This window comes from Streptomyces sp. NPDC088554 (genome assembly GCF_044752945.1).
GTDB lineage: Bacteria > Actinomycetota > Actinomycetes > Streptomycetales > Streptomycetaceae > Streptomyces.
This window is the reverse complement of record NZ_JBIVMF010000016.1, coordinates 132826-154336: the sequence shown is the minus strand read 5'-3', so window position 1 is coordinate 154336 and position 21511 is coordinate 132826. Positions and strand designations below refer to the sequence as shown.

General features: G+C 73.2%; 18 protein-coding genes and 2 pseudogenes. 13 read left to right on the top strand and 7 right to left on the bottom strand.

Features of this window, described 5'->3' with window-relative positions:
- Window positions 1–28: 28 nt before the first annotated feature.
- The 3 genes and pseudogenes from ACIP8W_RS20425 to ACIP8W_RS20415 all read right to left on the bottom strand — a co-directional run.
- Complete coding sequence (locus tag ACIP8W_RS20425) at window positions 29–196, bottom strand: hypothetical protein (protein WP_402204040.1); 168 nt, start codon at window positions 194–196, stop codon at window positions 29–31.
- A 14-nt stretch (window positions 197–210) separates the two neighbouring features.
- A complete protein-coding gene (locus tag ACIP8W_RS20420) occupies window positions 211–879 on the bottom strand; it encodes an ABC transporter (protein WP_401955924.1) in 669 nt (222 codons plus the stop codon).
- A gap of 149 nt (window positions 880–1028) precedes the next feature.
- Window positions 1029–1895 (bottom strand): annotated as a pseudogene (locus ACIP8W_RS20415) (ATP-binding cassette domain-containing protein); the annotation flags it as partial.
- Window positions 1896–2090: 195 nt separating this feature from the next.
- Between ACIP8W_RS20415 and ACIP8W_RS20410 the strand changes: the two are divergent.
- The 6 genes from ACIP8W_RS20410 to ACIP8W_RS20385 all read left to right on the top strand — a co-directional run bounded on the left by ACIP8W_RS20410 (window position 2091) and on the right by ACIP8W_RS20385 (window position 8597).
- Window positions 2091–2849, top strand: coding sequence for a peptidyl-tRNA hydrolase (locus ACIP8W_RS20410; RefSeq protein WP_401955925.1), 759 nt, complete (start codon window positions 2091–2093; stop codon window positions 2847–2849).
- Window positions 2850–3006: 157 nt separating this feature from the next.
- Entirely contained in the window at window positions 3007–3792 is a 786-nt protein-coding gene (locus ACIP8W_RS20405; protein ID WP_401955926.1) for a DUF4142 domain-containing protein, read from the top strand.
- A 255-nt stretch (window positions 3793–4047) separates the two neighbouring features.
- Window positions 4048–5370: a DUF692 domain-containing protein gene (locus ACIP8W_RS20400; protein ID WP_401955927.1), complete on the top strand. Its 1323-nt coding sequence runs from the start codon at window positions 4048–4050 to the stop codon at window positions 5368–5370.
- Entirely contained in the window at window positions 5367–6359 is a 993-nt protein-coding gene (locus ACIP8W_RS20395) for a TIGR04222 domain-containing membrane protein (RefSeq protein WP_401955928.1), read from the top strand. The genes ACIP8W_RS20400 and ACIP8W_RS20395 overlap by 4 nt, the downstream gene beginning before the upstream one ends.
- Window positions 6360–6508: 149 nt before the next feature.
- Window positions 6509–8170, top strand: coding sequence for an alpha/beta hydrolase (locus tag ACIP8W_RS20390; protein ID WP_402204037.1), 1662 nt, complete (start codon window positions 6509–6511; stop codon window positions 8168–8170).
- Between the two features lie 4 nt (window positions 8171–8174).
- Complete coding sequence (locus tag ACIP8W_RS20385; protein ID WP_402204035.1) at window positions 8175–8597, top strand: hypothetical protein; 423 nt, start codon at window positions 8175–8177, stop codon at window positions 8595–8597.
- A 63-nt stretch (window positions 8598–8660) separates the two neighbouring features.
- Here ACIP8W_RS20385 and hemQ read toward each other — a convergent pair whose 3' ends face one another.
- On the bottom strand, window positions 8661–9377 hold the full coding sequence (gene hemQ, locus ACIP8W_RS20380; protein ID WP_401955931.1) for a hydrogen peroxide-dependent heme synthase: 717 nt from the start codon (window positions 9375–9377) through the stop codon (window positions 8661–8663).
- Between the two features lie 4 nt (window positions 9378–9381).
- A complete protein-coding gene (gene hemG, locus ACIP8W_RS20375) occupies window positions 9382–10830 on the bottom strand; it encodes a protoporphyrinogen oxidase (RefSeq protein WP_402204033.1) in 1449 nt (482 codons plus the stop codon).
- Between the two features lie 108 nt (window positions 10831–10938).
- Here hemG and ACIP8W_RS20370 point away from each other — a divergent pair.
- Together ACIP8W_RS20370 and ACIP8W_RS20365 are read left to right on the top strand one after the other, a co-directional pair.
- Window positions 10939–11163, top strand: a pseudogene (locus ACIP8W_RS20370) (DUF4349 domain-containing protein); the annotation flags it as partial.
- Window positions 11164–11216: 53 nt separating this feature from the next.
- Window positions 11217–12596 (top strand): FAD-dependent oxidoreductase, encoded by a 1380-nt coding sequence (locus ACIP8W_RS20365; protein WP_402204031.1) that lies wholly within the window; start codon window positions 11217–11219, stop codon window positions 12594–12596.
- A 4-nt stretch (window positions 12597–12600) separates the two neighbouring features.
- Here the strand turns inward: ACIP8W_RS20365 and hemE are convergent, their stop codons facing one another.
- Window positions 12601–13665, bottom strand: a complete 1065-nt coding sequence (hemE, locus tag ACIP8W_RS20360; RefSeq protein WP_401955934.1) for a uroporphyrinogen decarboxylase — start codon at window positions 13663–13665, stop codon at window positions 12601–12603.
- Window positions 13666–13756: 91 nt separating this feature from the next.
- Between hemE and ACIP8W_RS20355 the strand changes: the two genes are divergently transcribed.
- The 5 genes from ACIP8W_RS20355 (at window position 13757) to ACIP8W_RS20335 (ending at window position 20244) form a co-directional block, all read left to right on the top strand.
- Window positions 13757–14446, top strand: a complete 690-nt coding sequence (locus ACIP8W_RS20355; RefSeq protein ID WP_401955935.1) for a DUF3000 domain-containing protein — start codon at window positions 13757–13759, stop codon at window positions 14444–14446.
- A gap of 271 nt (window positions 14447–14717) precedes the next feature.
- Window positions 14718–15377, top strand: coding sequence for a LuxR C-terminal-related transcriptional regulator (locus ACIP8W_RS20350; RefSeq protein ID WP_384911738.1), 660 nt, complete (start codon window positions 14718–14720; stop codon window positions 15375–15377).
- A gap of 76 nt (window positions 15378–15453) precedes the next feature.
- Complete coding sequence (locus tag ACIP8W_RS20345; RefSeq protein ID WP_401955936.1) at window positions 15454–16755, top strand: HRDC domain-containing protein; 1302 nt, start codon at window positions 15454–15456, stop codon at window positions 16753–16755.
- 145 nt (window positions 16756–16900) lie between these two features.
- Window positions 16901–18121, top strand: a complete 1221-nt coding sequence (locus ACIP8W_RS20340) for a thiolase family protein (RefSeq protein WP_401955937.1) — start codon at window positions 16901–16903, stop codon at window positions 18119–18121.
- Entirely contained in the window at window positions 18118–20244 is a 2127-nt protein-coding gene (locus ACIP8W_RS20335; protein ID WP_401955938.1) for a 3-hydroxyacyl-CoA dehydrogenase NAD-binding domain-containing protein, read from the top strand. Before ACIP8W_RS20340 ends, ACIP8W_RS20335 begins: the two co-directional genes overlap by 4 nt.
- 79 nt (window positions 20245–20323) lie before the next feature.
- Here the strand turns inward: ACIP8W_RS20335 and ACIP8W_RS20330 are convergent, their stop codons facing one another.
- Window positions 20324–21463: a hypothetical protein gene (locus ACIP8W_RS20330; RefSeq protein WP_401955939.1), complete on the bottom strand. Its 1140-nt coding sequence runs from the start codon at window positions 21461–21463 to the stop codon at window positions 20324–20326.
- Window positions 21464–21511 lie beyond the last annotated feature (48 nt).

Below are 21511 nucleotides of genomic sequence, written 5' to 3'. Positions count from 1 at the left end.
GTCGCCGCCCGGCCCCGGGCGGCGGCGCTCAGCCCGAGCACGCCGTCCGCTGGGCTTCCTGCCACTCGCAGACGGGGCAGAGCGTCGCGCCCCTGACCGTCTTCGGGTACTCGGTCGGCTCCTGGCACAGCACGCACGCGGCGTATTCGTCGGCGCCCCGGGCGCCCTCGGCGCTCTCGGCGCCCTCTTCCGTCACGCGTTCGAGCGTACTCACTCCCGGCGGGTGGCGGCCCAGCAGGCCGCCGCGCCCGCCACGGCCGCCACCAGCGCGGCGGCCACGAGCGACAGTCCCGGCGTGTGGACCGTGCCGGAACGCGAGCCGGTCACCAGTCCGACGATCGCGTACTTCGCCGGGGAGCCCGTGGTCACCAGGGCGGCCAGCGACACCAGGATGCTCGTCGCGATCGGCCAGGCCCGGCCCGGCAGCACCGGCCTGCTGCACAGCGCGCCGACCGCCGTGCCGAGCAGCAGACAGACGGCGGCGGCCAGCAGTCCGGCCGCCCCGGCGGGCAGCAGGGGCACCCCCACGGTGTGGTCCGCGTTCTTCGCCTCGCTGATCAGGACGACGATCAGCGTGCCGGCCGCCCCGAGCGCCCCGGCGACGGCCACGGCGGCCAGCAGCGCCGCCAGATGCACCCGGCGGGCGCCGGTCGCGGCAGTGGTGACGGCACGGGCGGCGGCCGGTTCCTGGGTGACACAGATCCGTACCAGCCAGGCCGTGACGGGCAGCAGCACGGCCGCCGCGTAACCGAGCGAGTCCAGGACCGGCTGCCCCACCTGCACCCCGACCACGAGGAAGATCCCGTACAGCAGGATCGGCGGCAGCCAGCGCTGCGAGCGCAGGAGCAGGGAGATCTGATAGCGCAGCAGTGCGGTCATCGGGAGGAGCGCCCCGTCGTCGTGCCGGAAGTGGAAGCCGCTGAAGCGGAAGCCTCTGAGGCAGAAGCCGCCGTGGTGGAAGCCGCCGTGGTGGAAGGTTCGGCCGCGGAAGGTTCGGTTACGCAAGGTTCGGTTACGGAAGGTTCGACCGGGGAAGGCGCCGTCCCGGGGAGCGGTACCGCCTCGGTCCGTACCTCCCGGATGTGCCAGGCCGGACGCGCCGTCAGCAGTGCCCGCAGCAGCTCGTCGGAGTACGTCTGCTCCGCGCTGAGCAGGACGGAGCCGTCCTCGCCCGGTTCGCACACCGGCGCGCCCGGCAGTCCGGCCGGTGGCAGGGCGCCCTCCGGGCCCGCCGCCACGATCCGTACCCTCGGACCGTCGTCGTCCGCCGGGACCGGGTCCTCCCCTTCGCGCCGTACGAGGGTGAGGTCCGTCACCGCGTACACCTCGTCGGCGACGCCCGCCAGCCGCCGTGGGTCGTGGTCGACGAACACGACCGTGCCGCCCGCCGCGACGCGTTCCCTGACGGCCAGGTCCAGTTCCGTACGGGCCATGGCGTCGAGTCCGGTCCATGCCTCGTCCAGCACCAGCAACTCCGCCTCGGCCAGCAGCGCCTGCGCGACCGCCACCTTCTGGCTGGTGCCCTTGGACAGCTCGGACATCTGGGTACGGGCGTGCTCACCGGCCCCGAAACGGTCCAGCCACTCGACGGCCCGGTCGGCGGCGACCGCGCTGCTCAGCCCGTGGACCCGGCCCAGGTTGACCAGATACCCGGCGGCCGTGAAGGGCATCGACACCGGGAAGCGCTCGGGGACGTACGCCGTGCGGAGACGATCCGTCAGCCGGCCTTCGGTGGGGGTGTCGATCCCCGCCAGCAGCCGCAACAGGGTCGATTTGCCACTGCCGTTGCCGCCCTCGACCCGGACCAGAGTGCCTGCGGTCAGACCGAGATCCACCCCGCGCAGCACCCATGGTCCGCCGAGGCCGTAACGGCGGCCCACTCCCTGAAGTTTCATCGGTACGTAATATCAGATCTGCGGAGTCGCCTCACTCGGCCGGTCGATCACGCACCCCTCTCCCCGAAGACCGGCGCCTGTGGCGTGACGGGAATCACCAATGGATCGCCCTGGAAGTACCGGTGGCGGTACAGGCGGAGATATGGGCGGAAAAGCCGTGGCGCCGGGCACGGGACCGGCTGGCAGACTGGCCGGGTGAGCACCGAGAACAGCAGCAGCGCCCCCGACAGCCCCTCCCCCCGCGCGGAGACCTCCCACGACATCGCGCCGCAGTACGTACTGCCGCTGCTGGTCCACATCGAGAAGGCCGCGCCGCCCGCCCGTACCGACGCCCTGGAGACGGCGGCCCGCGCGGTGCTCACCCTGCTCTCCGACGAACGGTCGCTGGGCGAGGGCGAGACCGAGGGCGAGTGGGCCCGCGCCGTCCGCGACTGGCAGGACACCCAGATCCGCAAGGTGGTGCGCAGGGCGCGCGGCGCGGAGTGGCGCCGCGCCACCGCGCTCCCCGGCCTCACCGTGACCGGCACCGGCCCCGCGACCGACACGGCGTCCACCGCCGAGGTACGGGTCTTCCCCCCGGTCCCGCTCGACGGCTGGCCCAAGGAACTGGCCAAGCTCCAGGTCTCGGGCACCGACCTGGACGATCCCGCGCCGCCGCCCCCGCCCGCCCCCGGGGTGCCCGTCCTGTGGCTGAGCCCCGGGCTGGAGATGTCGGCGGGCAAGGCCATGGCCCAGGCCGGGCACGGCGCCCAACTCGCCTGGTGGGAGCTGGGCGAGGCGGACCGCGCGAGCTGGCGCGCGGCCGGATTCCCGCTCGCCGTACGGACCGCCGGCCCCGCGCGGTGGCGGGAACTCGTCTCGGGCGGACTGCCGGTGGTCCGTGATGCCGGTTTCACGGAGATCGCCGCCGGATCAGCCACCGTGGTCTCCGACCACCCCTCGCTGAGGAGTTGAGACCTCACCGAGGAGCTGAGAAGTTGAACCCGCTAGGAGCTGAACACTCCGACCCTCCCGTGCGTACTTGCTATTACCGCCACGTATGTTGAACGGCCGATCGGCCAGCGGTTGATTCAGCAAGTGACATTTTTTCGGTACGGGAGGCAGCACATTGTTGCGACGCATCAACGGTACGGCGCTCATCATCGCGGCATTGACCGTGACAGTCGGGGCACTGGCATTCCCCGTCTGGTCGTACGCCGACCGTTCCGGAACAGGCCAGGCCAATGTCGCCGCGTCGACCGTCTCCACCCAGTGGGGGCCGTTGACCGCGACGGACCGCGACTTCCTCGTGAAGGTACGGCTCGCCGGTCTCTGGGAGCTGCCGGCCGGCCAGCAGGCCATCGACCGCGCGCCCACCGCGGCCATCAAGGAGTGCGGTGACCACCTCGTCGTCGGCCACAAGGACCTCGACGCGCGGGTGATATCCGCGGCGGCCAAGCTCGGGGTCGAGCTGCCCAACCAGCCCAACGAGCAGCAGCAGGGCTGGCTGGCGGAGCTGTCGGCGGCCCAGGGCGACGAGTACGAGCGGAAGTTCGCCAACCTGCTGCGCAACGCGCACGGCAAGGTCTTCTCGCTGGTCGCGCTGGTGCGCCACACCACCAGGAACGAACTGGTGCGGCAGCTGGCGAGTGACGCCAACATCACCGTCCTCGACCACATCACCATGCTGGAGGCGACCGGCAAGGTCGACTTCGACGCCCTCGCCAACGAGGCGGCCGGCAACCTGACGGCCAGCCCGACCGGCCCGCCGCCGCCGAACGGCAACCTGCCGCCGGCCGCCGTGCCGATCACCCCGAACGGGGACCTGAAGTTCTCCTCGTCGCCCTCCCCGGCGCCGCCGGGAGCCCCGGCCGCGATCAACACCAACCGGCCCGCCCCCGAGCCCGCGGCGAACTGAGCCCCGGCGCGCGACCCGTCCGTACGGCAGATCCCTCCGCAGCCCGCTGCGGAGGGATCTGCCGTTTGCCGCGTTCCGGGGCCCGCCCGGGGCGCTCGGACGGGCCCCGGAACGGGCCTGCGCGCGACCGAGCGGAGAAGGAACCTCAAATCATCCTCTGAACGTCCCCCTCCCTGGATTCACCGGCGCCGCCCGGGGTCATAGGCCCTCCACGCGGTACATCGCGCACGGGGGAGAACAGATGCAGGGGGAACCATGAACAGCACACCACGCCTGGGCATCGGGATCGGCTGGCGCCCGGAGATAGCCACCGCCGTGGAGGCGCTCGCCGGGATCGACTGGGTCGAGGCGGTGGCGGAGAACCTCTGCCCCGGCCATCTGCCCGAGTCCCTCGTCCGCCTCCGCGAACGCGGCGTCACCGTCGTACCGCACGGGGTCTCGCTCGGCCTCGGCGGCGCCGACCGGCCGGATCCCCGGCGGCTGGCGGACCTCGCGGAGCGGGCCGAGGCCCTCGGCTCGCCACTGGTCACCGAACACATCGCGTTCGTACGGGCCGGCGGGCCGCTCACCGCCTCGCCCACGCTCGAAGCGGGCCATCTGCTGCCGGTCCCGCGCACCCGGGACGCGCTGCGCGTGCTCTGCGAGAACATCCGGATCGCCCAGGACTGCCTGCCCGTACCGCTCGCCGTGGAGAACATCGCCGCGCTGATCGCCTGGCCGGACGAGGAGTTGAGCGAGGGCCGGTTCCTGGCGGAGCTGGTCGAGCGCACCGGGGTCCGGCTGCTGATCGACGTCGCCAATCTCCACACCAACCACGTGAACCTCGGCGAGGACCCGGCGAAGGCGCTGGACGAACTGCCGGTCGAGGCCATCGCGTACGTCCATGTCGCGGGCGGCGTCGAACGCGAGGGCGTCTGGCACGACACCCACGCCCACCCGGTGACCCGGCCCGTCCTCGACATCCTGGCCGAGCTGCGCTCCCGGGTCGACCCGCCGGGCGTCCTGCTGGAGCGCGACGACGACTTCCCGCCCGGGGCCGAGCTGGCGGGCGAGCTGACGCGCATCCGCGAGACGCTCACCATGACGTCCGGGCCTCCCCCCGTACGGTCCGGGCCCGCCCCGCGCCCGGATGACGGGCCACCGCGGAGCACCGGGACCGCCCGGGAGCGGCTCGCGCTGAGCCAGGCCGCGCTGCTGTCCGCCCTGGTCGCCGGGGGCCCCGTACCCGAGGGGTTCGACCCGCGGCGGCTACGGACGCAGAGCCGCGCCCTCACCGCCAAGCGCGCCGGGGTCGTCGCCAAGGTCGCCCCGGAGCTGCCCGGGATCCTCGGCGCCGGCTTCCGCCCGGCGTTCGTGGAGTACGCCGCCGCGCGGCCGCTGCGCGGCGGATACCGCCGGGACGCGCTCGACTTCGCCGAGCATCTGCTGATCGGGGACCGCCCCGAGGACCCGGCCGCCCGGCGGCGGCTGACCCAGTGGTGGCGGGAGCGCGCGTCCGCGCGGCCGCCGCGCCGGGCGACCCGGCTGGTCCGCGCGGCCCGTGCCGCCCTCGTCGGGACGGGGGGCCGGGGACGATGAGCGCTCTTCCGGTTCTGGTCCATCTCGCCGTCGTCATATCGACGGTGGCGCTGGTCACCGGCGTCGCCCGCTCCCGCCGCCGCGACGCGCCGGGGGCGAGCGCCCGGGTGCGGGACCTCTGGGAGGCCGCGTTCCTCGGCGGCGGGCCCGGCAGGGTCGCGGAGGCGGCGATCGCCGGGATGCGCGCGGACGGCAGACTGGCCGTGGGCGGCCCCGGCATCGTCGCCGTACAGCGTCCGCAGGCGTACGACCCGGTGGAGCGTTCGGTGCTCCTGGAGCACGCCGCCGCGCCCCACGGCGGGCTGCACACCCTGCGGCTCGCGGTGATGCGCGGCAGGACCGTGCAGGACATCGGGGACGCGCTCGCGGCGCGCGGTCTGCTGGTGCCGCGCGCGCGGATACGGGTCTGGCGGGTCTGGGGCATCGCCCAGGGGCTGGTCTGCGTCATCCTGCTGCCGCTGTCGTTCCTGCTGGCCTCGGTGGCGACCTTCGCCTTCCCCGACTCCCCGGTCGCGGGCGTGCCCGCCTACTCGGTGCTGCCGACCCTGTTCGTCGGCGCGTTCGCGGGGTTCGCCTGCTCGAACCTGGCCGGCAAGCGGATCACCCGGGCGGGCCGGCGGGCGCTGCGCGACTTCCTCGCCTCGACCGTCCCGTCCCCGGCGAGCCTGGTCGCGGCCCAGGGCCCGGCGGGCGTGGCCGACCCGGTGTTCCGGGCGCAGCTGCGGGAGGCCGCGCGGATGCGGCCGGGGCGGGACTTCCCGGCTCCGTACGCGGCTTCCTCCGGCGCGGCGGTGGTCGCCTGGTGCTCGGGCGCGGTGCCGGGGTCCGGTACGGCGTGCGGCGGGGCCGGAGCCGGCTGCGGGGCCGCCTCCTGCGGGGGCGGCGGGTCGGGCGGCGGCTCCGGTGACGGCGGAGGCGGCGGAGGCAGCTGTGGCGGGGGAAGCAGTTGCGGAGGCGGCGGGGGCGGCTGCGGAGGCGGGGGAAGCTGACCACGCGCCGGTCCGCGCGCCGGAGCGGACCGACGGCGCATCGGGGTCATTGGCCCCGACACCTTCCGGTGGTCCTTGCACAGCCCCGGCGCGCTGCCGACCCTCTGTTCTGCGGTTGATCCCACAACCGCACGCACGAAGGGAACGCGATGAGAGCAGTAGCGAAGTGCGGGGTGCTGACCGCCCTCGGGTCCCTGGTCCTGTCGGCCCTCGTCACCGTCCCGGCGGACGGCGCGACCGCCGACGGCGGCGCCACCGCGGCCCTGGGCACCGCCGCGCGCGGCGGTATCCGTGAGGCCCGTGGTGTCGCTCTGGCCGCCGCCCACGCCGCCGGCGCCGGTATCGCCTTCCGGGCCTGTCCCAAGACGGAGATGCTGCCCGCCTCCGTCACCTGCGGCATCGTCGAGGTCCCCCTCGACTACGCCGAGCCCGACGGCCGGACCATCAGCCTCACCGTCAGCCGGGCCCGCGCGAGCGGTACGGCCGAGGAGCGCCAGGGCGCGCTGGTCTTCAACCCCGGCGGCCCCGGCGCCTCCAGCATGTACTTCCCGCTCGCCGCCGGACTGCCCGAGTGGAAGCGGATCGCCAAGGCGTACGACATCGTGGGCTACGCCCCGCGCGGGGTGGGCCGCTCGGCCCCGCTCTCCTGCGAGGACCCGGCGGCCACACTGCGGGCGCCCACCCAGAACCCGACGCACCCGACCGAGGCGTACAAGCGGGAGCGGATCGCCGAAGCCGAGGCGTACGCGCGGGGCTGCGCGGAGAACGCGGGGGACGCGCTCCCCCACTACAACTCGCTGAACAACGCCCGCGACCTGGATGTGCTGCGCGCGGGCCTGGGCGAGGAGCGGCTGACCTTCATGGGAGCCTCGTACGGCACCTACTTCGGCGCCCTGTACGCGACGCTCTTCCCGTCCCACGTACGCCGGATGGTCTTCGACTCGGCGGTCGACCCGGACCCCCGGAAGGTCTGGTACCGCAACAACCTCGCCCAGTCGGCCGCCTTCGAGCGGCGGTGGGAGGACTTCCGTACCTGGGTCGCCAAGCACGACGAGGCGTACCACCTGGGCACCACCGCCGAGGAGGTGCAGCGGAGTTACGAGAAGGTGCGCGAGGGGGTCGAGCGGAAGCCCGCGGGCGGGAAGGTCGGCACCGGCCAGCTCCAGGGCGTGATGCTCTCGGCCGGTTACTACGACGACTACTGGGCGATCCGGGCCACCGCCCTGTCCGAGTATCTGAAGGGCAACCCCGAACCGCTGATCTCCCAGGCCTCGCCCCGGCCCGAGGCCGCCCCCGACAGCGAGAACGGCAACGCCGTCTACACCGCCGTCGAGTGCAACGACGCGCCCTGGCCCACGGAGTGGCGGGTCTGGGACCGCGACAACACCGCGCTGGCCGCGTGGGCACCGTTCGAGACTTGGGACAACGCCTGGATGAACCTCCCCTGCGCCTACTGGCCCGCGCCCCGGCAACACCCCCTGGACGTCCGCACCTTCCCCGGCCAGCTGCCCCCCACCCTGATCCTGGCGGCGGAACGGGACGCGGCGACCCCGTACGAAGGGGCGCTGGAACTGCACCGACGGCTGGCCGGCTCGGTCCTGATCACCGAACGGGACGCCGGCACCCACGGAATCGCGGGCTCCGCCAACGCGTGCGTCAACACCTATCTGGAGGACTATCTGCTGCGCGGTGAGGCGCCGGCGCGGCGCGCGGAATGCGCGCCGCACGCGGAGCCGAAACCGGTGTCGCTGGAACCGAGCGACAGCCGTGCCGGCCTGCCGAAACGGGGCGATCTGGCGCCTCGCTTCTGAACGCTTGCCCCGCACGGTCGAAGCCCTCTGGCCGGACAGGCAGGTCGTCCTCGGCCCTCGGTGCCCGAGCGTCACGTCCTACGTCCGCCGGGTCACGGTGGACGACGAGGAGCTGATCGCCAAGTACGGCCGGCTGGGCATGTCCCTGATGTCCATCCTGCGGGGCGCCGGAGCGGATCGTGGCGGGGACGTCCGTTCTGTGGCTCGGCCCCGGTGCGGAGCCTGGATCGGGCGTGCTCCCGTACGGAACACCGACCCGGGTTCCATCGGCCGCGACCGGGCGGAGCGGGCCGGCGCGGGGAAGGACGAGGTCCTTCCCCACGGGCCAGCGCGTTTCCGCGGGTCAGCGGCCGATGGGAACCCGGAGCCGAACCCGGTGTCGCTGGACGAGCGGGCGCGCAACAGGGGGCTGCCGCCGGTCGTCTGATCTTCCGGGTGGGATGGCCGGGGCCCGCGGGATGCGGGTCCGGCCATGTTCATGCGGGTCCGCCTAGGCGAGCCCGGCCACCAGGTCCGCCACCGACTTGCGGCGGCCGGTGTAGAACGGCACCTCTTCCCGTACGTACAGCCGCGCCTGGGAGCCGCGCAGATGACGCATCAGGTCGACGATCCGGTGCAGTTCGTCGGCCTCGAAGGCCAGGATCCACTCGTAGTCGCCGAGCGAGAAGGATGCCACAGTGTTGGCGCGTACGTCCGGGAATCCGCGAGCCATCCTGCCGTGGTCGGCGAGCATCGTACGACGGTCCTCGTCCGGCAGGAGGTACCAGTCGTAGGAACGGACGAAGGGGTAGACGCTGATGTAGTCGCGGGGCGTCTCGTCGGCCAGGAAGGCCGGGATGTGCGACTTGTTGAACTCGGCGGGGCGGTGCAGCGCCATGTTCGACCAGACCGGCTCCAGCGCCCGTCCCAGCCGGGTGCGGCGGAAGCGGTTGTACGCGTCCTGGAGCTCGTCCGAGGTCTCGGCATGCCACCAGATCATGACGTCGGCGTCGGCACGCAGCCCGGACACGTCGTACATCCCGCGCACGGTGATGTCCTCGGTGCCGAGCCGGTCGATCAGCTCCTGAACCTCTTCGGCGTAGCCGGCCCGGTCCTCGGGGAGCGCGTCACGCAGCTTGAAGACGGACCACAGCGTGTAGCGGATGACCTCGTTGAGGTCCTTGGCCTTCTTGCCCGCGTTCGGGGTCTTCTCTGGAACAGCAGTCATGGGGCTATTCTCCCGCGCCCCGTCCGGTGCCTCGCGCCAGGGTCGACGTGGCGATGATCTCGTCCGCGGCGCGGCGGGCGCTCGCGACGCACGCCGGGATGCCGACCCCGTCGTACGCGGCGCCGCAGACGCGCAGTCCGGGCAGCGCGGCGACGGCCCCGCGGATCGCGGCGACCCGGTCCTGATGGCCGACCGGGTACTGCGGCAGGCCGCCGAGCCAGCGGGTCACCTCGGTGGCCACCGGCTTCGCGTCGAGCCCGACCGCCGCGCCGAGGTCGTGCAGGGATACGTCGACGAGGTCGGCGTCGTCGTGGTGGAGCCGCTCCTCCTCGCCGTACCGTCCGATGGAGGTGCGCAGGACGAAGAGATCGGGCGCGGCGTCCGCGACCCAGCCCCACTTCTGGGTGGAGAAGGTGGCCGCCTTGATCGTGTACCCGTCGACGGGCGGGACGAGAAAGCCGCTGCTGCCCGGGGGCAGGGTGGAGTCGAGGTCGGTGCGGCGGAAGGCCATGGTGACCAGCGCCATCGAGGCGTACTCGATGGCGGCGAGTTGGGCCGAGGCGGCCGGGGACTCGGCGGCGAGCAGCGCGGCGGCGGTCGGGGCGGGGGTGGCCAGGACGATGCCGTCGGCGGTCAGGACGCGGTCGTCCGTACGGATGTGCCAGCCGTCGGAGGTACGGGTGAGGGACCGGACGGGGGTGTCCAGGAGGATGTCGCCGCCCCCCACCCGTACGGCGTCGGCGACGGCGCCGGGCAGGCTGCCCACGCCGCCCCCGATGCCCGCGAAGACCGCCCCGGTCTGCTGTCGCGCGGCGGCCTTCTCCTGGAGGTCGCGGACGGCCGCCAGCAGTGAGTCGTGGCTCCTGATCGCGTCGAAGAGCTGGGGGACGGCCGCCTTCATGGAGATGCGGTACGAGTCTCCCGCGTAGACCCCGCCGAGCAGTGGCTCCACCAGCCGGTCGACGACCTCGCGGCCGAGACGCCCGGCGACGTACTCGCCGATCGCGACATCGTCGCCGACCTCGGCGGGGGCCGTCTCCGGTTCGCGGGCGATCCGGGCGAGCCCCTCGTCGGAGAGGAGTCCGGCGAGGGCGGCGGGGTCGCCGGGGACGCCCATCACATGGCCCTTGGGCAGGGGCCGCAGCCTGCCGCGCGTCCAGACCGAGGCGGTGGTGGCGGTGGGTGGCTGGAGCCGGTCGCCGAGTCCGACCGCCCTGGCCAGCTCGACGCCCTCGGGCCGGCGCGCGAGCATCGACTCGGCGCCCAGGTCGACGGGAGCGCCCTCGATCTCCCCGGTGCGCAGCTTTCCGCCGAGCCGTCCGGTGGCCTCCAGCAGGGTCACCCGGATACCGGCCCCCAGCAGCCGGTGTGCGGCCGCCAGTCCGGTGATCCCGCCTCCGATGACGACGACATGGCCCGTGTGTGTGTCCACGTACTGCGCGCTCGACTCCATGGCCCCACTCTCTCAAACCTCGGATCGCCGCCCGTTTCCGGCCGTGCCGCGTGCGGTGGTGCGCGCCGCGTCCGGCCGTGACCTCTTCGAAACCGTAAAAGGGCAACCACGGAGCGGGAGGCGGACCCGGGGTTCCTGGAGGCGCTGGGCGGCGGCTGGGAGGCGCTCGGTACGGCACTGCGCTGGATCGCGGTGGTGATCGGCGCCGTGCTGCCGTTCGCCGCGGTCCTGGCGGTGCTGTACGCGGTGTGGCGGCTGGTGCGCTCCCGGCTGCCGAAGCGGCCGGAGGCGGAGCCCACGGCCGCGCCCGCCGCCATCGCCGAGCGGGACTGACCCACCGCGCCACGCGTACCGTTCTCCGGAGACGACTCGAAGGGGACATCGCGATGGCGGCGGAGCGCATGGTGGTCATCGGCGGCGACGCGGCGGGCATGTCCGCCGCGTCGCAGGCCCGCCGGTTGAGGGGGCCGAAGGAGCTGGAGATCGTCGCTTTCGAACGCGGCCACTTCACCTCGTACTCCGCCTGCGGCATCCCGTACTGGGTGGGCGGCGACGTCCCGGAGCGCGACGCGCTCATCGCCCGCACCCCCGCGGAGCATCGAGAACGCGCCATTGATCTGCGGATGCGCACGGAGGTCACGGAGATCGATGTGGCGCGCGGACGGGTCCGCTCACGCGCTCTCGACGACGGTACGGAGAGCTGGACCGGCTACGACGAACTGGTCGTCGCGACCGGCGCCCGCCCGGTCCGGCCCGCGCTGCCCGGTATCGACGCGCCGGGGGTGCACGGGGTGCAGACGCTCGACGACGGCCAGGCGCTGCTGGACACCCTCGCGGCCACGGAGGGCCGGCGCGCGGTCGTGGTCGGCGCGGGCTACATCGGCGTGGAGATGGCCGAGGCGTTGCTCAGGCGGGGGTACGAGGTCACGGTGGTCCACCGCGGCGAGCAGCCGATGGCCACCCTCGACCCGGACATGGGGCGGCTGGTCCGCGCGGCCATGGACGGCATGGGCATCACCACGGTCGGCTCCGCCGAGGTCACGGCGGTCCGCACCGGGCCGGACGGCCGGGTGCGGGCGGTGGTGGCCGGGGACACGGAGTATCCGGCGGATGTCGTGGTGCTCGGCATCGGCGTCGAGCCGCGTACCGCCCTCGCCCGCGCCGCCGGGCTGCCCCTCGGGGAGCACGGCGGGCTGCTCACGGACCGGGCCATGCGGGTACGCGGCCACGGGAACATCTGGGCGGGCGGGGACTGTGTGGAGGTCCTCGACCTGGTGTCGGGGCTGACCCGCCACATCGCGCTGGGCACCCACGCCAACAAGCACGGCCAGATCATCGGCGCGAACGTGGGCGGCGGCAGCGCGATCTTCCCCGGCGTGGTCGGCACGGCGGTCAGCAAGGTCTGCGACCTGGAGATCGCCCGGACCGGACTGCGCGAGAAGGACGCCCGCCGGGCCGGTCTCCCGTACGTCACCGCCACCATCGAGTCCACCCACAGCGCCGGTTACTACCCGGGCGCCGCCCGGATGACGGTGAAGATGCTCGCGGAGCGGCGTACGGGCAGGCTGCTCGGGGTCCAGATCGTCGGCCGCGCGGGCGCGGCGAAGCGGGTGGACATCGCGGCGGTCGCGCTGACCGCAGGGATGACCGTGGAGCGGATGGTCACCCTCGACCTCGGCTACGCGCCGCCGTTCTCCCCCGTCTGGGACCCGGTCCTGGTGGCGGCGCGCAAGGCGACGGCGGCGGTACGCGCGGCGGGCGCGTAGCCGTTCAGCGGGCGGTCCGCTCGTGTACGTACGCGACCAGTCGGCTCAGCGCGTCCGGGTCCATGGACGGCAGGACGCCGTGGCCGAGGTTGAAGATGTGGCCCTCCAGTCCGGCCGCCGCGTCCAGCACCTCGCGGGTCTTGGCCTCGACCGCCTCGGTGGGGGCGAAGAGGACGGCGGGGTCGAGGTTGCCCTGGAGCGCCTTGCCGGGGCCGACGCGGCGGGCCGCCTCGTCGAGCGGGACGCGCCAGTCGACGCCGACGACGTCCGCGCCCGCCTGGCCCATCAGGGAGAGCAGTTCGCCCGTACCCACGCCGAAGTGGATGCGCGGGACGCCGTACCCGGCGACCGCGTCGAAGACCTTGGCGGAGGCGGGCAGCACGGAGCGGCGGTAGTCGGCGGGGGCCAGCGCGCCCACCCAGGAGTCGAAGAGCTGGACGGCGCTCGCGCCCGCCTCGATCTGGACCTTCAGGAAGGCGGCGGTGATGTCCGCGAGCCGGTCGAGCAGGTCGGCCCAGAGCTGCGGGTCGCCGTACATCATCGCCTTGGTGTGCTCGTGGTTGCGGGACGGGCCGCCCTCCACGAGATAGCTGGCGAGGGTGAAGGGCGCGCCCGCGAAGCCGATGAGCGGGGTGGTGCCCAGCTCGCCGGTGAGCATGCCGATCGCCTCGGTGACGTACCAGACGTCGTCCGGGGTGAGGTCGCGCAGCCGGGCGAGGCCGGCACGGGTGCGGATCGGCTCGGCGACGACGGGGCCGACGCCCGGCTTGATGTCGAGGTCGAGGCCGATGGCCTTGAGGGGGACGACGATGTCGCTGAAGTAGATCGCGGCGTCGACCTTGTGGCGGCGCACGGGCTGGAGCGTGATCTCGGTGACCAGCTCGGGCCGCATGCAGGATTCCAGCATCGGAATGCCCTCGCGCACCTTCAGGTACTCCGGCAGCGACCGGCCAGCCTGCCGCATGAACCAGACCGGTGTATGCGGTACCGGCTCGCGTCTGCACGCCTTCATGAAGGCCGATTCGTACGTCTTCGTCTGCTGGCCCGCTGTGCGGTCGATGGCGCTCACGTCCAGAATCTTCGCATGTACGGGGAAGCGCTTGCCCCGGGCCGGGTGTCCTTCCCCGCACGAGGCGCGGGTTCGGCCTACTCTTCCCCGCATGGCTGCGGCTCAGGGACAGTTTTCCGATCATTCCAACGGCACCGGGGGAAAGGACGGCGCGGAGGGGGATTCCGCGCCGTCCGCGTTCCTCACGGCGGTCGAAGCACTGCGGGCCGCGCGGCCGCGTCCGGAGATCGAGATCGACCCGGTCCCACCGCCGAAGCGGCTCGCGCCGTACGCGTACGCCCTGGAGGCCGCGGTCGTGGACGGGGAGGACGATCTGGCGGACGGCCGGCTCATCCTCCTCCACGACCCGGCCGGGCACGACGCCTGGCAGGGCACCTTCCGGCTGGTCACGCTCGTACGGGCGGAGCTGGAGCCCGAGATGGCGGCCGACCCGCTGCTGCCGGAGGTGTGCTGGTCCTGGCTGACGGGCGCGCTGGAGGCGCGCGGACTGTCGTACGGGGAGCCGAGCGGCACCGTCACCCGGGCGGGGTCGCACTATTTCGGCGGGCTGGCCGAGCGCAGGCCCGCGACCCAGATCGAGATCCGCGCGTCCTGGACCCCGCGCGAGGGCCGGGGCGGGGCGCCCGACACGACGGCGCATCTGGCGGCCTGGTGCGATCTGCTCTGCCAGATCGCGGGGCTGCCGCCCCTCTCCCCGGGGGCCGCGCCCGGCCCCGGGGAGACCGGGCGGGGCGCCGGTGTGGTGTCGCTGCCGCAGCGGCGCGGACCGCAGGTGTCCTGAGGGAGAACGGGGACGGACGGGGTCGGGCGGGCGTTCCCGCAAGGGTGCGGGACGGGGTCCGGAGCGGGGCTCCGGGATGGGGCCACTTGTAGGATGATCGATCACCCATCCGAATTGCCCGAATTGTTACTCACCAATTCGTGATCATTCTCTAAAGGCGAGCGAGGTTGCTGCCGAAGAGGTCAATGACCTTTAAACGCACCGGTACGCCCCGGCTTCATCCCCACTCCTCACGGCCGGCTCCGTCCCGCACCTTCCCCCAGGAGGCCTGGTGTCCGTTCTCCTCGAGCAGCCCGCAAGCCTGGTCGCCTACCGCCCGAACAAGCCGACGGCCATGGTCGTCGTGGCCGACCCGCGCGTCCGCTCCACCGTCACCCGCCACCTGTGGGCCCTTGGAGTACGTGACGTCATCGAGGCGTCGTCCATCGCGGAGGCCCGCCCCCGCGTCGGCAACCCGCGCGACATCTGCGTTGCCGACGTCCATCTGCCCGACGGCTCCGGGCTGACCCTGCTCTCCGAGACCCGGGCCGCCGGCTGGCCCAACGGCCTCGCCCTCTCCGCCGCCGACGACATCGGCGCGGTGCGCAATGCCCTCGCGGGCGGCGTCAAGGGCTACGTCGTGACCGGTACGCGTACGAACATCGGCCACCCCGGCCGTCCCGGCGCCGCCCCCCTCGGCGCCGGCCAACGGATGCACCGGCGCCCGCCGGGCGCCCCGAACCACCCCGGCGGCTACCGCGAGCTGTCCGGCCGCGAGGTCGAGGTCCTGCGGCTCGTCGCCGAGGGACAGTCCAACAAGGCCATCGGTGTGTCGATGGGCCTGTCCGCACTCACCGTCAAGAGCCACCTCGCCCGGATCGCGCGCAAGCTCGGCACGGGCGACCGGGCGGGGATGGTCGCCGTGGCCCTCCGTACCGGAATCATCCACTGACCACTTCTCGCCCCCACCGCCCGTCGACGGAACGTTCCGTCGACGGGCGCCGTCCGTTCACAGATACCCTTGACCGGTGACCGACGCCCAAGACACCGCAGCAGAGCCAGCACTGCGAACCACCGGGGGCCCGCGGCGCCAGCCGCTGATGTCGCAGCCCCCGGCCGACGTCGAATCGGCGCCGATCCCCTTGCTGGAGCCCCGCGAGGGCGTTCCACCGGTGGTCGCCACCGACGACGCGCTCGCCGAAGTGATCGCGGCCTTCGCCGCGGGCACCGGACCCGTCGCCGTCGACGCCGAGCGCGCGTCCGGCTACCGCTACGGCCAGCGCGCCTATCTGGTCCAGCTGCGCCGCGCGGGCGCGGGCACGGCCCTGATCGACCCCGTCGGCTGCCCCGACCTCTCCGGGCTCGGCGAGGTTCTCGCCGACACCGAGTGGATCCTGCACGCAGCCACCCAGGATCTTCCGTGTCTGCGCGAAATAGGCATGATCCCCACCCGGCTCTTCGACACGGAGCTGGCCGGACGGCTGGCGGGCCACCCCAGGGTCGGCCTCGGCGCCATGGTGGAGAACGTCCTCGGCTATGCCCTGGAGAAGGGCCACTCCGCCGTCGACTGGTCGACCCGGCCACTGCCCGAGCCCTGGCTGCGCTACGCCGCACTCGATGTGGAGCTCCTCGTCGACCTGCGGGACGCGCTGGAGAAGGACCTCGACCGGCAGGCCAAGCTGGACTGGGCCCAGCAGGAGTTCGACGCCATCGCCTCGGCGCCGCCCGCGCCGCCGCGCAAGGACCCCTGGCGCCGTACCTCCGGCATGCACAAGGTCCGCCGCCGCCGTCAGATGGCCGTCGTACGGGAGCTGTGGACCACCCGCGACCGGGTGGCGCAGCGTCGTGACATCTCCCCCGGCAAGGTACTCAGCGACACCGCGATCGTCGAGGCGTCCCTCGCGCTGCCGGTGAATCTGCACGCCCTCACCGCGCTGCCCGGGTTCGGCCACCGTATGGGAAGACGGCAGCTGGAGCAGTGGCAGGCGGCCATCGACCGGGCGAAGGAGCTGCCCGACAGCGAGCTGCCGCAGCCCGGCCAGACCATCGCGGGCCCGCCGCCGCCGCGCTCCTGGGCGGACAAGGACCCGGAGGCCGCCGCCAGGCTGTCGGCCGCCCGCGCGGCGGTCTCGGCGCTCGCCGAGCGGCTCAACATGCCGCAGGAGAACCTGATCACACCGGACACCGTCCGCCGGGTGTGCTGGGAGCCGCCGCACGAGCGGACCGTGGAGCAGGTGGCGGCCGCGCTGGCCGGGCACGGGGCGCGCCCCTGGCAGGTCGAGCAGGTGGCGCCGCTGCTGACGCGGGCGCTGTCGCCCGGGGAGCGGTAGCCCGCGCACGGGGTCGGGGCCGCCTCGGGGCGCAAAAAACCGGCCGGGGGTGGGCAGGGTGGTTACCCGCGAGTAGCATGGGGTGGAAGCGCGTCGCTGGCGCGCCCCGCAGCAGTGCCACCCCGCACCCTGGAGGAGAGCCATCGTGCCTCGTACCGTCAGGGATGTCGTCTTTGTCGACGGCGTCCGCACCCCGTTCGGCAAGGCGGGCCCGAAGGGCATCTATCACGAGACCCGGGCCGACGATCTCGTCGTGAAGGCGATCCGGGAGCTGCTGCGCCGCAACCCGGACCTCGACCCCGCCCGGATCGACGAGGTCGCCATCGCCGCGACCACGCAGATCGGTGACCAGGGCCTCACCCTCGGCCGTACCGCCGGGATCCTCTCGGGGCTGCCGCAGTCCGTGCCCGGCTACTCGATCGACCGGATGTGCGCGGGCGCGCTGACCGCCGTCACCACCACCGCCGGGTCGATCGCCTTCGGCGCGTACGACGTCGTCGTCGCGGGCGGGGTCGAGCACATGGGCCGCCACCCGATGGGCGAGGGGGTCGACCCGAACCCGCGCTTCGTGTCGGAGAAGCTCGTCGACGACTCCGCCCTCTTCATGGGCATGACGGCGGAGAACCTGCACGACCGCTTCCCGCACCTGACGAAGCAGCGGGCCGACGAGTACGCGGTGCGCTCGCAGGAGAAGGCCGCGAAGGCGTACGCCAACGGCTCGATCCAGCAGGACCTGGTGCCCGTCTCGGTGCGCCGCACCAACCCCGACGCGGGAGAGACCGGGTGGGGGCTCGTCACCGCCGACGAGCCGATGCGGCCGGGGACGACGCTGGAGATGCTGGCCGGGCTCAAGACGCCGTTCCGGCCGCACGGCCGGGTCACCGCGGGGAACGCGGCCGGGCTGAACGACGGCGCGACGGCCTCGCTGATCGCCGCCGAGGACTTCGCGCGCGAGCAGGGCCTGCCGGTCCGGATGCGCCTCGTGTCGTACGCCTTCGCGGGCGTCGAGCCCGAGGTGATGGGGTACGGACCGATCCCGGCGACCGAGAAGGCGCTGGCCAAGGCCGGGCTGTCGATCTCGGACATCGGGCTGTTCGAGGTCAACGAGGCGTTCGCCGTACAGGTGCTGGCCTTCCTCGACCACTACGGCATCGCGGACGACGACGCGCGCGTCAACCAGTACGGCGGCGCCATCGCGTTCGGCCACCCGCTGGCCTCCTCCGGGGTGCGGCTGATGACCCAGCTGTCCCGGCAGTTCGAGGCACAGCCGCAGGTCCGTTACGGGCTGACCACGATGTGCGTCGGCTTCGGCATGGGCGCGACGGTCATCTGGGAGAACCCGCACTTCGACGGAGGCAACAAGTGAGTACCGCTGAACTCCTGACGGGCGCGGCCGAGCTGTTCCCCGGCGAGGTCGTCACCCAGGCGCAGGTGCGCCACTTCGAACTCCCGGCGGGCGCGGGCAGGTTCGCCCTGATCACGCTGGACAACGGGCTCGACCACACCAAGCCGACGACGTTCGGCCCGCGGTCGCTGGCCCACATCGACGCGGCGCTCGACCAGGTCACGGCCGAGGCGGCGGAGGGCTCGATCGTCGGGGTCGGGGTGACCGGCAAGCCGTTCATCTTCGCCGTCGGCGCCGACCTCAAGGGTGTGGAGCTGCTGAAGCGCCACGAGGACGCCCTCGCGATCGGCCGGAGCGGCCACGAGGTCTTCAAACGCATCGCCGCCCTGCCCGTACCGACCTTCGCGTACTACAACGGCGCGGCGATGGGCGGCGGCGTCGAGATCGGGCTGCACTGCGACTACCGCACGGTGTCGGCGGCCGTTCCGGCGTTCTCGCTGCCCGAGGTCTTCCTCGGGCTCGTCCCGGGCTGGGGCGGCTGCGCGCTGCTGCCGAACCTGATCGGCGCGGACCGCGCGGTCTCGGTCATCATCGAGAACTCGCTCAGCCAGAACAAGCAGCTCAAGGGCGGTCAGGTCCATGAGCTGGGGATCGCCGACGCGATCTTCGAGGGCGCCGACTTCCTGGAGCGGTCGCTCATCTGGACCGCTTCGGTGCTGAAGGGCGAGACCGAGGTCGTACGCCCGGAGATCGACCGGGGCGCGGCCTGGGACCAGGCGGTGGCGCGCGGGCGGTCCATCGCCGACGCCAAGGTGCACGGGGCGGCCCCGGCCGCGTACCGCGCGCTGGAGATCATCGAGGCGGCGAAGGACGGCGACCTCCAGGCCGGCTTCGACGCCGAGGACCGCGCGCTGGCCGACCTGATCATGGGCGGCGAACTGCGGTCGGGGATCTACGCGTTCAACCTGGTGCAGAAGCGCGCCAAGCGGCCCGCGGGCGCCCCGGACAAGTCGCTGGCCCGTCCGGTCACCAAGGTCGGGGTCGTCGGCGCGGGGCTGATGGCGTCGCAGCTGGCGCTGCTCTTCGCCCGCAGGCTGGAGGTGCCCGTCGTGCTGACGGACATCGACCAGGCGCGGATCGACAAGGGCGTGTCGTACGTCCATGGCGAGATCGACAAGCTGCTGCTGAAGTCCCGGATCAACCAGGACAAGGCCAACCGGCTCAAGGCGCTGGTCACGGGTGTGCTGGACAAGGCCGAGGGGTTCGCGGACGCGGACTTCGTGATCGAGGCCGTCTTCGAGGAGATGGGCGTCAAGCAGCAGGTGTTCGCGGAGGTCGAGGCGGTCGCCCCGGCGCACGCGATCCTCGCCACCAACACCTCGTCGCTGTCGGTCTCCGAGATGGCGTCGAAGCTGAAGAACCCCGAGCGGGTCGTCGGCTTCCACTTCTTCAACCCGGTAGCGATCCTGCCGCTGCTGGAGATCGTGCGCGGCGAGCAGACCGACGACGCGTCGCTGGCCACCGCGTTCGGTGTGGCGAAGAAGCTGAAGAAGACCGCGGTGCTGGTGAAGGACGCCCCGGCGTTCGTCGTCAACCGCGTCCTCACCCGCTTCATGGGCGAGATCCAGAACGTCATCGACGAGGGCACCCCGGTCGAGGTGGCGGAGCGCGCGGTCGAGCCGCTCGGGCTGCCGATGTCGCCGCTGGTGCTGCTGGAGCTGGTCGGGCCCGCCATCGGTCTGCATGTCTCCGAGACCCTGCACGGCGCCTTCCCCGAGCGCTTCACCGTCTCGGAGAACCTCGCCGCGGTCGTCAAGGCGGGCAAGCGGGGCTTCTACCTGTACGACTCCGGCAAGCCGGAGCTGGACCCGGAGGTCGCGGCGCTGCTGAAGCAGGGCGGCTCCGTGCTGACCGAGGAGCAGACCCGGGTGCGGGTGCTGGACGCGGTCGCGCAGGAGATCGGGCTGATGCTCGACGAGGGTGTGGTCGCCGAGGCGCAGGACATCGACCTCTGCCTGATCACGGGCGCGGGCTGGCCGTTCCATCTGGGCGGCATCACGCCGTACCTGGACCGGGAGGGTGTCTCGGAGCGGGTGAACGGCAAGCCGTTCCTGGCCCCGGGTGTGGCGAGCGTTCCGGCGTAGGCCGTGTGGTAGGACGCGGGCGGGCCGTGCGGAGCTTCTTCCGTACGGCCCGCCCGTACGTCCGGACGGAGGCCGGAGGTCAGATACGGGTCCACGGCTCCAGCGCGAGACCGGGCTCCGCCTTCTGCCGGGTCACCCTGAGCGTGCCGTCCTCGCCGATCGCCGCCAGGACCACCCGGCCGAGGCCGTCCAGGGCGAGGGCGGGCGCGCCCGCGCAGCGTTCGCCGGTCCTGGTCCAGTGCAGGCCCGCCTCCTCGTGCTCCGTGGGGTAGGCGGCGATGCTGGGGTGGCCGTCGGTGCCGCGCTGGGCCAGGATCGTGCAGTCGTAGCCGTCGACGGGGGTGCGGAGCAGGGCCGGCGGGCCGGTGCCCCGGCCGCCCAGGGAGGCGGGTTCCGCGCCGGGGCGCCAGGCCCGGACCGTACCGTTGCCCGCGTCGCGCCAGAAGTGGGTGAGCCGGCCGGGGCCGGTGCGCTCGGCGGTGATGGTGCCGGGCGCGACCTTGACCCTCGGTTCGTCCTCGGCGCGGACCAGCTCCCCGTCGGCCTTCTCGCGGAGCCAGCGCACCACGGCGTCGCCCGCCGGGACGAGCAGGTCGATCGTCCCGTGGTCGGTCACGGCGGCGGCGCTCTCGCCGGTCAGCAGCGTCCCCCGGGGGTTGGCGCCGCCCCAGGGATGCCAACGGCCGCTGGGCGCCTGCCGCTTGGCGGACAGCCCGCCGTTGGTGTTGCGGAGGAACAGCTGCACGGAGCCGGTGTCGTCCAGGACGTGGGACGGCATCCCGATCTGGGCGCCCTTCGCGCGGTCCTTGCCGTGCGGATTGCCCAGCGACTGCCAGTCCCGCAGCGGACGGCCGGTCTGGAACTGGATCGCGTGCACCAGGTCCAGTTCGTCCGGGCCGTCCGCACACGGCCGGGCGCGTACCCCCAGCAGATGGACGAAGCCCTCGGCGCTCTGCGCGACGGACAGGTACGGCAGGAGCCCGGCGACGGCGAGCAGATCGGGCCCCGCCCACCCCGGACCGCCGACCCGGGCCTCGGTCCAGCGCAGGACCCCGCCGTCGGTCGGGGCGTACGCCGTGAGCCTGCCGTCCTTGCCGCGCAGCAGCCAGCCGGTGGTCGCGGGGAGCGCCGTGCCCGCCGGGGGGACCGAGACGCTCCGGGCCTCCCCTGCCGTGCTGCCGCCCGGCGGTTTCGGCGTCGGTCCGGACCGCGGTGTCATGGCCTGCTGCCGCCCTTCCCCGAGTGCCGGAAACCTGGAGCACGATAG

What these genes read in the sequence shown, in the direction of transcription:
- hemQ (WP_401955931.1), bottom strand. Translation starts at nt 9,377, where the DNA reads ATGACTGCTGTTCCAGAGAAGACCCCGAACGCGGGCAAGAAGGCCAAG.
- ACIP8W_RS20420 (WP_401955924.1), bottom strand. Translation starts at nt 879, where the DNA reads ATGACCGCACTGCTGCGCTATCAGATCTCCCTGCTCCTGCGCTCGCAG.
- hemG (WP_402204033.1), bottom strand. Translation starts at nt 10,830, where the DNA reads ATGGAGTCGAGCGCGCAGTACGTGGACACACACACGGGCCATGTCGTC.
- ACIP8W_RS20355 (WP_401955935.1), top strand. Translation starts at nt 13,757, where the DNA reads ATGGCTGCGGCTCAGGGACAGTTTTCCGATCATTCCAACGGCACCGGG.
- ACIP8W_RS20390 (WP_402204037.1), top strand. Translation starts at nt 6,509, where the DNA reads ATGAGAGCAGTAGCGAAGTGCGGGGTGCTGACCGCCCTCGGGTCCCTG.
- ACIP8W_RS20395 (WP_401955928.1), top strand. Translation starts at nt 5,367, where the DNA reads ATGAGCGCTCTTCCGGTTCTGGTCCATCTCGCCGTCGTCATATCGACG.
- ACIP8W_RS20400 (WP_401955927.1), top strand. Translation starts at nt 4,048, where the DNA reads ATGAACAGCACACCACGCCTGGGCATCGGGATCGGCTGGCGCCCGGAG.
- ACIP8W_RS20330 (WP_401955939.1), bottom strand. Translation starts at nt 21,463, where the DNA reads ATGACACCGCGGTCCGGACCGACGCCGAAACCGCCGGGCGGCAGCACG.
- ACIP8W_RS20365 (WP_402204031.1), top strand. Translation starts at nt 11,217, where the DNA reads ATGGCGGCGGAGCGCATGGTGGTCATCGGCGGCGACGCGGCGGGCATG.